This window comes from Exiguobacterium sp. HSB13 (assembly GCF_056764755.1).
On sequence record NZ_JBUZOM010000001.1, the window covers coordinates 1544042 to 1558339 of the forward strand.

A 14298-nucleotide genomic window follows, 5' to 3' on the forward strand; every position below is an offset into this window, starting at 1 on the left:
ACAACAGGTAAATGTTTTTACAATTGTCAACTTGCTTGAATATCCGAGTAAATTTTAAACATCGGTACGACGACGGCAATGACGATGACCCCAACGATTGCTGCTAAGACAACGATCAAGAGTGGTTCAATAATCGACTTTAATCGGTCCGTCGTCGTCTCGACTTCCGTCTCATAAAAGTTCGCGACTTCTGTCAACATCGTATCAAGACGCCCAGATTCTTCCCCAATTGCAATCATCTGCGTGACGAGAGGTGGAAAATATTTGTTTTTCTCAAGTGGCTCATGCATCGGAATTCCGCGTGACATCGCTTCATTGGCACCGGCGATCCCCTTTCGGATGATCCGATTCGTGACGATCCGTTCCGTGATGTCGAGCGATGCCAGGATCGGGACCGAAGCGTTCAATAATACCGAGAGTCCACGCGTCATCAAGGCGATTTGCGATTTTTGAATCAATGGACCAAAGACTGGAATCATCAACAAGAAGCGATCAAAGAATACGCGCTGTCGCTCATTTTTTAAATTGAAGTACAGTAAGCCAATCAATCCGAATGCAATCAACAGCATCACCCACCAATAAGCGACGAAGAAGTCGGATACGGCGACGACGAGTTTCGTGATTAACGGTAGTTCACTCCCGAGCTGATCGAAAATCGACGCAAACGTCGGCACGACGTTCATCATCAAAAAGACGACGACGCCAACGGCAACAAGTGAAACGACCGCTGGGTAGATCAATGCCGAGATGACCTTCCGTTTGATTTCATATTGTTTTTCAAGTTGAGTGACGATGTTATCGAGCGCTTCCTCAAGATTCCCACTCGCCTCTCCCGCCATCGCCATACTGACGAAGAACGTATCAAAGACGCGCGGATGTTTTTCAATCGCTTGCGAAAACTGGATCCCACTTCGTAAATCGTCCTCGACCTCAACGAGTGCCCGTTCGAGTGGTTTCGATTCCGTCTGCTTCCGTAGAATTTCCGTCGCCTTGACGATCGAGACACCGGACCGCACGAGGGTCGCGAACTGGCGCGCATACATGACGAGATGTTCGATTTTTGGTTTTGCACTGAGAAACGTAATCTCAGTGTTCAACCCTTTCGATTCTTGTTTTTCAAGCGAAGTCACAGCAATCTGATCTGTCCGCAATCGTTCTGCAGCTTCTCGTTTCGTTAGTGCTGTAATCTTGCCTTTCTTTCGTTTGCCGGCAATCGTCCGACCTTCATAAATGAATACTGCCATGTGTTCACCCCGATATGTACGGTGATGCAGCAGAAGCCGGAATCAATCCCCGACTGACGAGATCCTGCAATGCCATCTGCATCGTCTGCATGCCGTATTGTTTACCCGTCTGCAGGACGGATTGAATCTGATATTCCTTACCGGTCCGAATCAAGTTCGAGACAGCTGGTGTATCGACCATGATCTCAAGGGCTGCGACGCGTCCTGTACCATCCGAACGCGGCATCAGGCGTTGCGAGACGACGCCCGCAAGAACGTTCGCGAGCTGAGCCCGAATCTGGTCTTGTTGCTCTGACGGGAAAACATCGATAATCCGGCTGACTGTCGAGGCAGCCGTCGACGTATGGACCGTCGCAAAAACGAGGTGACCTGTCTCTGCTGCTGTCACGGCGGTCGCGATCGTTTCAAGGTCTCGCATCTCTCCGAGCAAAATAACATCCGGATCTTGACGGAGCGCTGACCGTAACCCAGTTGCGAAGCGCGGTGCGTCAATTCCGATTTCTCGCTGATCAATCAGACTTTTATGATGACTATGTAAATACTCAATCGGATCCTCCAGCGTAATGATCCGTTTATACATCGTCTGATTAATTTCATTAATCATCGCTGCAAGCGTCGTCGATTTCCCGGAACCCGTCGGACCCGTCACGAGAATCAAGCCGTGTGGTTTCGTTAAGAATCTTTTTAAGACAGGCGGTAACGCTAATTGCTCAAGCGTCGGCACCTCGGTCGGAATCGTCCGAAACGCCATCGACAAAGCGCCCCGTTGGTAAAAACAGTTGACCCGGTACCGAGCGACACCGGTCACACCGAACGAAAAGTCGATGTCTCGGTCCTGTTTCAGTTGTTGATACATCTCTTCCGTGATCAGTGATTGCACAAACCCATCAATGATGATCGGTTTCATCTTTTCTGTCCCAAACGGTGTCAACGTTCCGTTGATTCGAAAGACGGGTGGTGATCCCGCCGTCAAGTGAACATCGGACGCTCCTCGTTCTTTTGACGAACGTAAAATGTCTTCGATTTGTGCCCGTTCCATCGTACTATTCATTCTGAAATCACCGTCCGTAAAATCTCTTCTGTCGTCGTGATCCCGCCCGCGACCTTTGATAGACCATCTGCAAGCAGGAACCGTTGACCTTGTTCTTTGACGTACGCTGTGATATCACTTTCCGTCGATTGGTTCATGATCATCCGGCGTAACACTTCGTCGACCATGATGACTTCTTGAATCGCAACCCGTCCGCGATACCCCGTCATATTACAAGACGAGCACCCACGTCCACGCATGACCGTCGTTGCTTCAATTCCTTCTTGATCAAATAATTCTTGCTCTCGTTTTGAAATCGGATGGACTTCGCCACAGTCGCGACAAACACGACGAACGAGTCGTTGTGCAATCAATCCACTGACAGAAGCAGCAACAAGGAACGGTTCGACACCCATGTCAATCAATCGCGTGATCGAGCTAACGGCAGAGTTCGTGTGTAAAGTCGAAAGAACCAAGTGTCCTGTCAGCGAAGCACGAATCGAAATCTCAGCCGTCTCGATGTCTCGAATCTCCCCGACCATGACGACGTTCGGATCCTGACGAAGGATTGAGCGAAGACCACTCGCAAACGTCAATCCAATCTTCGCATTGACTTGGACCTGATTGATTCCATCAACCTGGTACTCGACCGGATCTTCAACAGTGATGATGTTGCGTGACTCGTCGTTCAGCTCATTTAACGCAGCATACAACGTCGATGATTTCCCGGACCCCGTCGGACCAGTAATCAAGATAATCCCGTTCGGACGCTTCAACATCTCCCGGAACTGTGCTTCATTCCGCGAACTAAAACCGATTTTTGAAATCGAGATGTTCGAGTTCGAGCTATCAAGAATCCGGATAACGACCTTTTCACCGTAAACGGTCGGCAAGGTCGAGACACGGAAATCATATGGTAATCCGTTAAAGACATATTTAATCCGTCCATCCTGTGGCAAGCGTGACTCGGTGATATCTAGTTCACTCATGACCTTGATCCGGGTCGTCAGAATGCTTTGGATCTGTTTTGGATAGTTGTTCTCCGTTCGTAATTCTCCATCAATCCGGATTCGGATCGTCATCGACGTTTCCTGTGGATCCATATGAATATCTGATGCACGCTGGGCAATTGCGTTCTCTAAAATTTGATTGACGAGCCGGATGATGGGTGCATCTTCGCGTGTCACGACATCACGGGATTGATCCGACTCCATCATGTCATCGGATTCGAGTAGCTCCCGTAACGACGAATCAATGTCGTAGTATTTCAGAATCGTTCGTCTGATTTCGTCACGCGTCGCGATTCCGACATCGATTGATAGACCGGTCTGCATCCGCAAATCATCGATCGCGATCAAATCCATCGGATCCGCCATGGCGATGAATAGACGATTTCCTTCCCGGTAGACCGGGACGAGCGTATGTCGCTGTGCGAGGTCTTTTGAAATCAGTTTCGTGACGGCGACGTCAACTGGATAGTTGTACAGCTGGATGATCGGAATCTTCAATTGGTGATGTAGCGCCTCTAGTAATTGTTGTTCCGTCAAGTGACCAAGTCGAAGGAGTGCATCCCCGAGTTTTTCGGTCGATCGTTTAACCGTCAACGCCTCTTCGACTTGTTGCTCCGTCACGAGGCTTTCTTCGATCAACATTTCCCCTAAACGTTTTCGTTTCATTGCCATTTAACGTGTCATCCTTCCGCGTGCCATGTTTCTTCTTCCTCTAACACATCCGGTTTTTGATGTTTTTCATCCATTACACTCGTCACTGCTGCCGTCAACAGACATAGGACGACAATTCCGAGGAGGACGAGTGGGTTCGTAATCCAGTCGAGCTGGATGCTGAAGTAGATCAACGTTACGATCAAAATTGCCGCAACGGATAAAATCGCTTTCGTCGTCACGGTCGTCACGTAAGGAATCGTCACCGCAAACATCAGACCACAGATGATCGTCGCTAGACCGATAATGATACCGAGTTCAATTGCTATCGTCGTCCAGTTCATCTTGTTTCCTCCTTCTTATCCAACAGGTTCCCCTGTTGTTTCACCTTCTACGGGTGAAGCAGGATCACCCGTTTCATTACTATCTGGTGTGTCGGGTGTCGTCGGACTTGTCGGAGACGTTGGTGTATCTGGCGTCTCGACGCCATCTGTCTGTGGCTCATCCGTTGTTTGGTCATTATTTGTATCCGTTGAATCATTGGAATCATTCGTATCTGTCGAATCATCGGAGTTCGTGTCGTCTTCCGGTTCAGGTACGACGACAGGTGCTTGTTCTTCTTGACTACTCTTTGTGACGATTGCCGGGATGGCGCTGTAGAAATCAAGAGACAATAACTGCTTCTTCTCCCCTTGAGCCGTCTTCGTCACGCGATAGACTTCAATCGATTTCCCTTCTTCTCCCGCTTGTGTATCACTCGTCGTTCCTGCCGTGAGCGTTGCAGAATAACGTGTGATCGTCCGGAATGGAATCGTTTTTTCGCCTTCAAGGACGGTCGTGACCGTTTCTTTGAACGGTGTGCCTCGCAATTCAAGCGTGACATCACTTCCATTTTGGGTCGCAATGACACGGTAAATTGATGCTTGTGTGTTACGAACGGCAAAATCTGTTTTTTCGTCAATTTTGACATCGTATCCCAGTGTGACGCCGTCTGGTAATGCCGCATGCGGCATCCGTTCGACGATTTCAAATGGCGTCTTTGCGAACAATTCGTATAACTTGCTACCGACATACGATCCCGCGACTGCATCCATACCGTACGTCTTGACATTCATCAATTGTCCCGGCTTGATTTCCACATTCATCATTGCTGTGATCATCTGTTCTTCAGCAGCAGACCGCGTCGAGAATGAAACCGTTGAAACGACCTCACCTGTTGGATCGACTGTTGCTTCCGATTGAGCAGGATCAAAGTTTTCTTCCTGTAACGTTTTGCTCGTATCGATTAACCATGTCTTAAAGGCAACGAGTTGCTCATCCGAGTAACTGATCGGTTGTGTCGCTAGAAAATTCTCAAGCGACGCTTCATCTACCGTCACCATCAAATCTCCGCCTTTTTTCAGAGAAGCTTTTTTGACAGAATCAGCAGCGTTGATCGTCACGACTTCTGTTGGAATCGGTGTCGTCTCTTCTCCCGTTCCAGTCGTCAGCGGCGTTTTTTTCGTCCACTCCGTAATCGCTTTCTCAACTTTCGATTGTGCTTCCTTTCGATCCATGCCACTGACTGGAACCGATCCAATTCGTGCCGTCTCAGAAAACGTCGTCGGTGCCGTTGCTTTACCGGTAAAGGAAATCAAGGCAAACGATGGTACGTAAATCAGGGCTACCAGTACAAGTAGCAAAAGTGTATGTATAGCAAAACGCTTCGGATTAATCATCATCTGTTTCCTTTCTGTATGAATTTAATCATTTCAGGTGCCTAGTATTTCCATTATAATGAATATTATGATGAAACATAAGTCCTATCCTGACAAATCCTTTCATGATCTGTGAATAGGTGCTGTTTTTGATTTTCTAGAAAAATCATTTAGGATCTTTCATCCTCATCTATCATGAAGTAGAGGTGAATCCATGCAACGCGAGCAAGGCGGTTTTTCGCTAATCGAAGTATTAGTCAGTATTACGATCTTATCTATCATATCGGTCTCTCTGATCAGCATTTTTTCTCAGTCACTAGCTGCCTCACGCGACAGTACAGAGTTGACGTTTGCGAATTATTTGGCAAAAAACGCAACCTCTTATATCAAGCGAGAAGCTTTAGAAGCGAAAAGTGATGAACCCTTCGCCTTCAGTTCTCTATCTACACAGGCAGACAAAGCTACTTATCTGAATGGAAAATATGTCATTCCAGAGCCTACGTCTCCTTCTTGTGAACTATCGGCTATTTGCTCATCAATCTTTACTAATCCTGAAATCAATAATATTGCCTTTGAAGTCAAATACAGTGTGACTCCTCGGAAACTCGAAGGAGTCGTTAATCCGAATCTTCTGGACCTCCATGTATTCGTTTACATAGAAGGAACAACTGAACCGATTACATCATTGAAAGGATCGATTACGAATGCGACGCTCAATCAAAGTTTTCCGACAACAAAATGACGGCTTCTCGCTCGTCGAACTACTCGTCGCCATCGTCATCGCCTCGATTTTCAGTGCTGTCATCCTGACGGTATTCATCTCTGGTACGAAAAGCTTTCGGGCAACAGGAATCATCAGTGAACTGCGTAGTGAAGCTGATAGCCGCGTCGGTATCATATTAAATGAAATCGGTGGATTTGATGCAATCCGAATCGATGAAGCAAAACAGCTATCGTTTTATAAAAGAACACTTCCTGTCTTAAACGCCGACACCGGTCTACTTGAACGCGCCAGTGGATTTGAACCTTTTAACGCAACAGAAGAAGCATCTTCTTCAGAGAAGGAAGTGACACCAGTTCGTTATACGTTCGCAGAACAAACTTTAGACAGCACCGAACTAACGTACGAATCGACACCACAGTCGATCGACGACCAAACGGAATTACTTCAAACTTTTAAGTTATCGAGTCCCGAGTATCAAACCATTACATCAGGAACATATCCGGGGCGCTATGTCATTCACGGGATTTTAACGATTACAACTACGATTCAATCGACAGATCAAGAAGAAGTCCAGACCTTCACGAGTACGATTGGATTTTAACTCAGAAAGGAACACGGTATGCGTAAATCCGAACAAGGCTATACATTACTTTTCGTTCTTGTGACTTTAACCGTCCTGTCCGTTCTCGCTGTTGCGACGATTGGCATCAGTTTACAGTCAACTCGCCTAACCGAGATCCGCGAGACGGATATCGATGTCGAGACGACGACACAAAATGATCTTGATTTAGCAGTCGCCTCCCTCCAAAACATTGTTTCAAAGACGACCGGGACTTCACCAACGACTTCTTCTCAAGCATTGTTTGAGAATCTCGACAGTTCTATCGTCTTACCTTTAAAAACAATCGTTCCGAACGTGACCGTCAAGCTAAATGAAGCCGCATCGAACGTTCGTGTCAAAGCGCTTGATTTAACAGCGACAGTTTCAAAACAAAAAGGCGATCAGCCGGCAATCAAAAAAACGTATCGACAACGTGTTTATTTGTCTGCGATTCCTAGTTTTTTGTACTATACGTTAGGTTCAGATGATCAAGTCATCTTAAATGGCGCTCCCTTGATCGAAGGTAATATTTTTTCCCGCGACGCTCTGCAAGCAACTGCGACCCCGATATTTAAATACAACGACGAGGATGGAATCTTCACTAATACAAAAGCACTTCCTTATATCGCAGGTCAGGTACGCGTTTTTCAAGAGAAGAATCAGCCATTACTGAAGTGCGGAGATTACCTTGTGTGTGATAAAACGATTTTTGATCCTAAAGGTGAGACAGAATTAATATCAACGAAAGAAACACTCGTTCCGTTCGATTTCGATTATGCGTTGAATGATTTTCTGAAACTACCGGTGAATACGCCTCTTACACAAGTCGCGTCTACATTAAAAAATTCCTCGATTCCGCAGTCTATACTAACAGGACCTTTTTTAACAGAACTTGATACGAAGCGACAAATGATTAGTCCAGCATTAAACACAGGTAATACCGTGACGTTGACAGATGATCTTGTTCAGGAAACACTCGAACCTTTAATCATTAACGGGAATTTAACGATTTCTTCTTTGAACCCTTTGACCCAACCGCTTGAAATCAAGCGTCCTCTCGTCGTTCTTGGCAACTTACTGATTCGAGGAAATGTTGGGTTTGCAACGACGATTTATGCGACCGGGACGAGTCGCCTGGATGACGCAAACATTCAAGGGCTGACTTCAACAGCTAAACAAAATACATTGATTTTACTCAGTAAAGGAAATCTCGTTATTAACCGCGTCAATAAATTTTCGACGCCCCAAACGACTACACCTGATTTAAATGCCTTTCTATATAGTGATGACAATCAAAAAAATACGATTTATTCTGTAGGTTCGACGATGAATGTACGCGGTGGCATTTTTACGAAGGGTAATCTAGAAGTCAACGCCTATCGTGGAAAATTGGATTTACCAGAAAATGCGTTTCCTGCAAACGTAAGAGAACTCGAAAAACTGATGGTCGCTAACAAATCATCTGACTTTGAAGCTTCCCGCTTACGCATGGCGTATGATGCGACGGTATTAAAAAATCCAACAGCCTTACTTCCACTCAATCGAGCAGTCCAATTGTATGTCGAAACACCAAAACGCGTTCAACCATAAGAAACATCAAAACGCGTTCAACCATAAGAAACATCAAAACGCGTTCAACCATAAGAAACATCAAAACGCGTTCAACCATAAGAAACATCAAAAGAGTCATTCGCCTGCAACGAATGACTCTTTTTTGACTAGAATTTTGTTGCTCGGTATTCTTTAGCGAGCTTTTTCACCTTTTTACTTTCTACCGTTGCACCGTTCTGTTCTAACATTGCGTACAAATCTTTTCGATTTTGTTTGACCGTTTCATAGACCGGTTTCTCTTTACCACGATTCGTATCAGCTCCTGCTTCTAACAACAGTTCAATCGCTGCCTCATTTTGATCTAGTGTCGCATAAAAGAGTGGCGTATGACCAAAGTCATCGATACGATTGAGCTCTTTTTTAGACGCTTCTTTTATCAAAAGAGCATACGCATCAATCGATCGATTCACACTCGTCGCAACATGAAGAACCGACTGACCTTGCGCATTCAGTTGACTGATTTTCGCACCTTCCGCCAACCATTCAGCGACCGTGCTACGCGGCGCAAATTGCGCCGCATAAAACCAGTTCGCTTTATTTTTTACGGTCTGCTCATCAAGAAGAAGTTTTGCTTTGTCAAAAGCGAGTGTTTCTTGGAAGCGACGGATGTAACGATTTTTCTCCTTTGTTGATAAAGAAGCGTCTTTTAAAGCCTTCGCAAGTCGTTCTGGTTTTTCTGAACGCAATCCTTGTTCCAGTGCTACTTGTTGATTTGATTTCGTAACATACACCGCTCCCCCGATTCCAATAATGATTAAAATCAAGAGGACGGCAATGATTCGTTTGCGTTTCATATATAGCGTCCCCACTTCTTAATAAACATCTCCATCCAAGTCTGACGTTCCTGACTCAGAACCGATCGTCACCTTGAATGTCGTCGTTAGTGGTGTTTTTTGATTGTCTTTCATCACTTCGAGCACATCTTTGTTTTCTTTTAATGCTGTTACTTTAATGCGTGCTACACCTGGACGAAGTGGTTGTAGCGCTTGTCCTGTCGGATCAATTTTGACGTATTCTTTACCCTGAAGCACTTCCAACCGATAGAAGCGTTCCGTCGTCGTTACTGGGAACCAACGCAAAATCGGTGATTTTTTATCATCTTTCATCGTCATCGCGATATCATCGGCTGTCAGACTAAGTGGGTTCTCACGTACCCGTACGAGCGTCTTCGCGACTGTATCTGGGAAATCTGTCAATGTGAGTAGCGCTTCGACCGGGCCGTTTGGTGTGCCGGATTTACCTGTGATCGTATAACCCGATGCCGTTTGTTTCAATTCAATCGCATCACTAACAGTCGAAGTCGTAAACGGTAATGGATAGTTCGGACTGAATGTCGCCGTTACATCTTGATTCGATCCGACCCACAGTTCCAGATTACTTGGGGAGACGGATAATTCCGGTAACTTGACTTGAATCGTATACGTCGTTGATTGGGCAAGATAAGTCGAGCTTCCGGCTGTTGCAGGTACGACCGCTTTGACCGTGACTGTGCCTGGTGTCTTTCCTGTCAACTCCAACGTATTCTTAGTTAGGTCACTTGTCGTAACACGCGAATCGTTCGTTATGATCCACTGAATCGGCGTCTCGCTTCCCGATACCATCGAAGCGATTCCCGTCATTGATTTTGTTTCGCCGACATATAACGTATCTGGCACGTTTCGGACGATGAGTCCTCCGAACACATCATTAATGACGAGTTCAGAAGTCGCTGTCAACTCTTTACCGTTTCCGACTGGTACGACAAGTTTAATCTGTGTCGTCCCGACTTTTTTCGGTTTGATGACACCAGCTTCATCGATGGATGCGATCTCCGAATCTACGATTGACCATTTTAACGTGCCATACTGACTACCTGCAGGATTGATATCCGGTAATACCTTATATGATGGTGTCGTGATATCCATCTTGACGGGCGGGATCTTCGCGCTTGTTGCAAAGGATGGTGTCAGTGCATAACCAATCGTCGGGAAAGCTTGCGTATCATTTGCGACGGTTGTCGATTTATCTTTTCCGTTCTTTTTATCACGATAGACGTTTTTCGTTGATGTCAGCGTATTGTCTTTTTTATCGAGTAAATGAACTCCCGCTGTATCTTTCGCACGTACCTTGACAGTGAACGTCACTTCTGATTGATCTGCAATCCATTCACCTTTATGGACACCTGAAATCGCCTCATCGTATTCGATATCCGGGAGTTTCCCTTTAATCGTCTGTCCTGTAATATTCGTCCCAGTCAGACCCGTCGTCGATAAGATTTCAAGGTTACTCGGGAATTGTTCGTTGAACAGAATGTTTTCCATCGTTACCGAGAACTGACCCATGATGTATCCGTTATTCCCGATGGCATCCTTTTGCATCATCGGAGACGTTTTGACGGTATAGGTGATATCCGCTGTTTCCCCTTTTGGAATCGTTGCTGGATCAATCGAACGGGACAGGACGAATGGTGCGGATGCAGCCGGACGCACGACTTGAACGGTCCGCGTCTCAATCGTTTTCGCTCCTCGTTGATCTTCTGCTTCGATTCGAATCGTCACGCTCGTTTTGCCTTTGAGCTTCGATTCGAAAGATTGACTGACGAACGAGTTGTTTTTCAACTTATTGTTTTCAAAGACTTTCTCATCATCAATATAGATACGTGTCTTCAACTCACGATCTTGTAAGTCGTAGTCATTGACTTGATAAGAAATCGTCAACGGCTCATTCTCAAGATAACTTGATTTATCTGTCGGCAAGATGTTCTTGATCAAAGGTTTATGGTTCGCACCGATGAACGCACGGTACATCGTGTTCGAGAATAATTCTTTTTCTTGTTGTTGATTGAAGCTCGAAGTATGTCCTGCTCCGGAATACGTAATATTTCCTTTTGTGTACATATAATAGTGGTTTCGCGCGTCACCAATCGTTCGACCTGCAGTCTGGTTCGAGGCACTTAGACTATTTTCAAGAATGTTGTACCATGGAATCAAATCCGGTTGCTCGAGATCCAGACCGAAGTATTGATTGTGTGTCGTTGCGATAGCAACAGTATCAGCCAAGGCAAATGGATAGGAAGTCATGACCCCGGAATTCTGTTTGACTGCTTGACCAGATTTGCGAGGTGCTGCATACCCCATATTCGTAAAGTTCTTTTGACCAGCAAGATCTGCAAATTTCGTTTCCCAGAACAGCTCTGGTTTACTGGATTGAGCCGGTCTAAAGATTGTGTCGTGTGTCAACATTAATCCTTGACCTGTATTCGTGAAATTCAAGATAGCATTGGACGCACCGTCCGTTAAAGCAGCAGCTCCATAGGAGTCTTGGAAACCGAAAATTAACATGTCATAATTCGTATTTAAGTTCTTGTTGGCGTACTCTAGGTTAAAATTCGCAGCTGATAAAACTTCAACATTAAAATCATATAACCCATCTTGTTTCAACAAAGAGCCCGACATGAAGCCATTAATAGAACCAGTTGTTCCTGAACGCGTGACTTGTAGAATTTTTGCTTTTGCTTCTTGGTCCTGCATTAGAAAGCTTCCTGTTTTGTAATCCGTTAATCCATCTTCACTTACGAGTCGAATCATCCAATTTCGTGGTCCCGTATAACTTGGCGCATCAAAGCGATACGATAATGAACCAGAAGCTGTAGCTACTTTTTCATCGACCTTCTCCGATTCATCAAATTGATCATTACTATTGAAATCAATATACAACTGGACACGTGTATTAGCTGTTGTTTGATCAAGCGTAAAATTGAAATCAATTGGTTTATCTGGTGAAGCGGGTACCGCTTTATCTACCGATGTTAATGTAAGACCTGCTTGCGAGACTGCCACTTTACTTAAGCGCGGTCGCTCAACTTTTTCTGCCTGAAGTCGAAGGACTGCCTGCTTTATATCCGTATAGGCAATTGCAGCACCAGATGTCATGCTTTGCTTAAAAATCGAAGTAAAATTACTCGTTGCATGTGTCAGCACATCAGAGTGCAAAAAAACCGGTAGTCCTTTTTGAATATAGTTCGTCAGAATTTCATTCGCTTTTAACTTCGTAATATCATTTTCAATTTTACTTGTATTATGTTGTTTGGAGGTATCAGATACCTTCACGGAATACCGATCTGCCCCTGTGAAAATGGAGGGGTCAAAGACAATCGCATCAAAGGCGCCATCTAATGGAAAGCGAGAGGCATTCAATTCCTTGACTGTCATCATCTTTGTCTCAAAACGTGCTGAATCGAGTCCGGTCAATAACGACGTAATTGTCGTTCCCGGATCAATCCGATTCGTCGTTGACCAGTCATCCCGGATTTCTAATATCTTAAACTTTTCACCCGTTGCCGCTTTGGAATGTGGCTCATGTATATACGTAAAACTTGAAAAAATCAGTAAGATAGCTAAGGCTAGACGAACCCACTGTTTCATCACTTATCGTCTCCTCATCGTGTCATTGAGATATGGGACTATACTCCCCCATTTCATTATAACGAGAGAATGCGAATTTTCCCTATTTTGTAAAAATGGAAGCGTAATAATGACGTACTTCACTAATGAAATAGAGTGACCCCGTCACGACGTATGTCCGGTCCATCTCTAATTGATCGAAGAACGCTTCGACCGTCGTTACATTGGCGCCATCTTGCTTTAACTCCTCTATCGTCCGAGCTCGTGGAAAATCAAATATCGTCTCGTAAATATCTGGCGTAATGCTACGTAACTGCGTTAGCATCGCCGTACGGTCTTTGTCACGCAAAATTGAACAAAGTAACGTCACGGGTTTTGATTCCTCTTTTAACCGTTCAACCAGTGCCGTGATGCCTTCCGGGTTATGGGCACCATCGAGAATGATTCGTGGTTTGCGCGAGATGATCTCAAACCGTCCCGGATGTTTTGCTTCCCGTAATCCTTTTCGAATCGCCGCTTTCGACCAGCCGAGACGCCGCGCACAGATGACAGCATTCGCTGCATTATGGACTTGATGATGACCTTCGAGCCCTAAGCGGGTTTCCGGAATCCCGTCGTATGTCGCCCAGGTCCCCGTCTCCTTTAACCGGTAGCGAATGATCGCTTCCTGACTCCATTTCAACGTTGCATTCCGATCACCACAATACGCCATTAACGGTACCGTCAGTTCTTCTTGCAGTTTCCCGGCAATGACCGGCGTCCCTTGTTTGATGATGCCGAATTTCTGTAAGGCGATCTCTTGGAGCGTATCTCCGAGGATCGCTTGATGATCGTGTCCGATCGACGTGATGATTGCCGCGACCGGCTTCTTGAAGACGTTTGTCGAATCATACAATCCACCGAGTCCGACTTCATAAATGACAAAATCCGGACGAATCTGATCAAAATAATAGAATGCAAGTCCTGTTAATGCCTCGAACTCAGTGACCGTACCGAGTGCCGGATCGATGTGCTGAATGGCTGCTTGAACGGCGATCGCAGCTGTGACGAGATCATCTTCTGCAATCGGGACTCCGTTCAACATGATCCGCTCCTCGAACTGAATGATATACGGCGACGTGAACGTTCCGATTCGTAATCCTTCTGCAATCCCCATCTCACGTAAGAACGCGACCGTCGATCCTTTTCCGTTCGTACCGGCGACATGAATCGTCGGAATCGCATCCGGGTCAATCTGTAATTCCAGTAACATCGCCTGCATCCGTTCAAGACCTGGTTTGACGCCGAATGCTAGTAAGCTCGATAACCAATCCAATACATCTTCTCGCGTCCTCATGCTGTTCGCTCC

The 14298-nt window shown here is 45.6% G+C and carries 11 protein-coding genes; 3 read left to right on the forward strand and 8 right to left on the reverse strand.

Annotation, left to right across the window (positions count from 1 at the left end; all coding sequences use genetic code 11):
* Nucleotides 1–26 precede the first annotated feature (26 nt).
* From ACZGCQ_RS08325 to ACZGCQ_RS08345, 5 genes are read right to left on the reverse strand one after another with little or no spacing between them, the layout of a single operon-like run.
* The gene (locus ACZGCQ_RS08325; protein ID WP_047393618.1) at nucleotides 27–1244 is read right to left on the reverse strand and encodes a type II secretion system F family protein; all 1218 of its coding nucleotides are present in this window, start codon (nucleotides 1242–1244) and stop codon (nucleotides 27–29) included.
* Nucleotides 1245–1248: 4 nt separating this feature from the next.
* Complete coding sequence (locus ACZGCQ_RS08330; protein WP_149427679.1) at nucleotides 1249–2295, reverse strand: type IV pilus twitching motility protein PilT; 1047 nt, start codon at nucleotides 2293–2295, stop codon at nucleotides 1249–1251.
* Nucleotides 2292–3956, reverse strand: a complete 1665-nt coding sequence (locus ACZGCQ_RS08335; RefSeq protein WP_481266002.1) for a GspE/PulE family protein — start codon at nucleotides 3954–3956, stop codon at nucleotides 2292–2294. Before ACZGCQ_RS08335 ends, ACZGCQ_RS08330 begins: the two co-directional genes overlap by 4 nt.
* An 8-nt stretch (nucleotides 3957–3964) precedes the next feature.
* Entirely contained in the window at nucleotides 3965–4279 is a 315-nt protein-coding gene (locus ACZGCQ_RS08340; RefSeq protein ID WP_481266003.1) for a hypothetical protein, read from the reverse strand.
* A 15-nt stretch (nucleotides 4280–4294) separates the two neighbouring features.
* Nucleotides 4295–5656, reverse strand: coding sequence for a G5 domain-containing protein (locus ACZGCQ_RS08345; protein ID WP_481266004.1), 1362 nt, complete (start codon nucleotides 5654–5656; stop codon nucleotides 4295–4297).
* A 190-nt stretch (nucleotides 5657–5846) separates the two neighbouring features.
* Between ACZGCQ_RS08345 and ACZGCQ_RS08350 the strand changes: the two genes are divergently transcribed.
* From ACZGCQ_RS08350 to ACZGCQ_RS08360, 3 genes are read left to right on the forward strand one after another with little or no spacing between them, the layout of a single operon-like run.
* Complete coding sequence (locus tag ACZGCQ_RS08350; RefSeq protein ID WP_481266005.1) at nucleotides 5847–6374, forward strand: prepilin-type N-terminal cleavage/methylation domain-containing protein; 528 nt, start codon at nucleotides 5847–5849, stop codon at nucleotides 6372–6374.
* Nucleotides 6337–6957: a prepilin-type N-terminal cleavage/methylation domain-containing protein gene (locus tag ACZGCQ_RS08355; RefSeq protein ID WP_029342271.1), complete on the forward strand. Its 621-nt coding sequence runs from the start codon at nucleotides 6337–6339 to the stop codon at nucleotides 6955–6957. Before ACZGCQ_RS08350 ends, ACZGCQ_RS08355 begins: the two co-directional genes overlap by 38 nt.
* A gap of 18 nt (nucleotides 6958–6975) precedes the next feature.
* On the forward strand, nucleotides 6976–8547 hold the full coding sequence (locus tag ACZGCQ_RS08360; protein ID WP_481266006.1) for a type IV pilus modification PilV family protein: 1572 nt from the start codon (nucleotides 6976–6978) through the stop codon (nucleotides 8545–8547).
* A gap of 128 nt (nucleotides 8548–8675) precedes the next feature.
* Here the strand turns inward: ACZGCQ_RS08360 and ACZGCQ_RS08365 are convergent, their stop codons facing one another.
* The 3 genes from ACZGCQ_RS08365 to ACZGCQ_RS08375 all read right to left on the reverse strand — a co-directional run bounded on the left by ACZGCQ_RS08365 (nucleotide 8676) and on the right by ACZGCQ_RS08375 (nucleotide 14286).
* Nucleotides 8676–9362: an ankyrin repeat domain-containing protein gene (locus ACZGCQ_RS08365; protein ID WP_481266007.1), complete on the reverse strand. Its 687-nt coding sequence runs from the start codon at nucleotides 9360–9362 to the stop codon at nucleotides 8676–8678.
* Nucleotides 9363–9380: 18 nt separating this feature from the next.
* Nucleotides 9381–12971 carry a GEVED domain-containing protein gene (locus ACZGCQ_RS08370; protein WP_481266008.1) on the reverse strand — a complete coding sequence of 1197 codons (3591 nt, stop codon included), beginning with the start codon at nucleotides 12969–12971 and terminating at the stop codon, nucleotides 9381–9383.
* Nucleotides 12972–13053: 82 nt separating this feature from the next.
* Nucleotides 13054–14286 (reverse strand): bifunctional folylpolyglutamate synthase/dihydrofolate synthase, encoded by a 1233-nt coding sequence (locus ACZGCQ_RS08375; RefSeq protein ID WP_481266009.1) that lies wholly within the window; start codon nucleotides 14284–14286, stop codon nucleotides 13054–13056.
* Between the last annotated feature and the right edge of the window lie 12 nt (nucleotides 14287–14298).

What these genes read in the sequence shown, in the direction of transcription:
- ACZGCQ_RS08325 (WP_047393618.1), bottom strand. Translation starts at nt 1,244, where the DNA reads ATGGCAGTATTCATTTATGAAGGTCGGACGATTGCCGGCAAACGAAAG.
- ACZGCQ_RS08330 (WP_149427679.1), bottom strand. Translation starts at nt 2,295, where the DNA reads ATGAATAGTACGATGGAACGGGCACAAATCGAAGACATTTTACGTTCG.
- ACZGCQ_RS08335 (WP_481266002.1), bottom strand. Translation starts at nt 3,956, where the DNA reads ATGGCAATGAAACGAAAACGTTTAGGGGAAATGTTGATCGAAGAAAGC.
- ACZGCQ_RS08340 (WP_481266003.1), bottom strand. Translation starts at nt 4,279, where the DNA reads ATGAACTGGACGACGATAGCAATTGAACTCGGTATCATTATCGGTCTA.
- ACZGCQ_RS08345 (WP_481266004.1), bottom strand. Translation starts at nt 5,656, where the DNA reads ATGATGATTAATCCGAAGCGTTTTGCTATACATACACTTTTGCTACTT.
- ACZGCQ_RS08350 (WP_481266005.1), top strand. Translation starts at nt 5,847, where the DNA reads ATGCAACGCGAGCAAGGCGGTTTTTCGCTAATCGAAGTATTAGTCAGT.
- ACZGCQ_RS08355 (WP_029342271.1), top strand. Translation starts at nt 6,337, where the DNA reads ATGCGACGCTCAATCAAAGTTTTCCGACAACAAAATGACGGCTTCTCG.
- ACZGCQ_RS08360 (WP_481266006.1), top strand. Translation starts at nt 6,976, where the DNA reads ATGCGTAAATCCGAACAAGGCTATACATTACTTTTCGTTCTTGTGACT.
- ACZGCQ_RS08365 (WP_481266007.1), bottom strand. Translation starts at nt 9,362, where the DNA reads ATGAAACGCAAACGAATCATTGCCGTCCTCTTGATTTTAATCATTATT.
- ACZGCQ_RS08370 (WP_481266008.1), bottom strand. Translation starts at nt 12,971, where the DNA reads ATGAAACAGTGGGTTCGTCTAGCCTTAGCTATCTTACTGATTTTTTCA.
- ACZGCQ_RS08375 (WP_481266009.1), bottom strand. Translation starts at nt 14,286, where the DNA reads ATGAGGACGCGAGAAGATGTATTGGATTGGTTATCGAGCTTACTAGCA.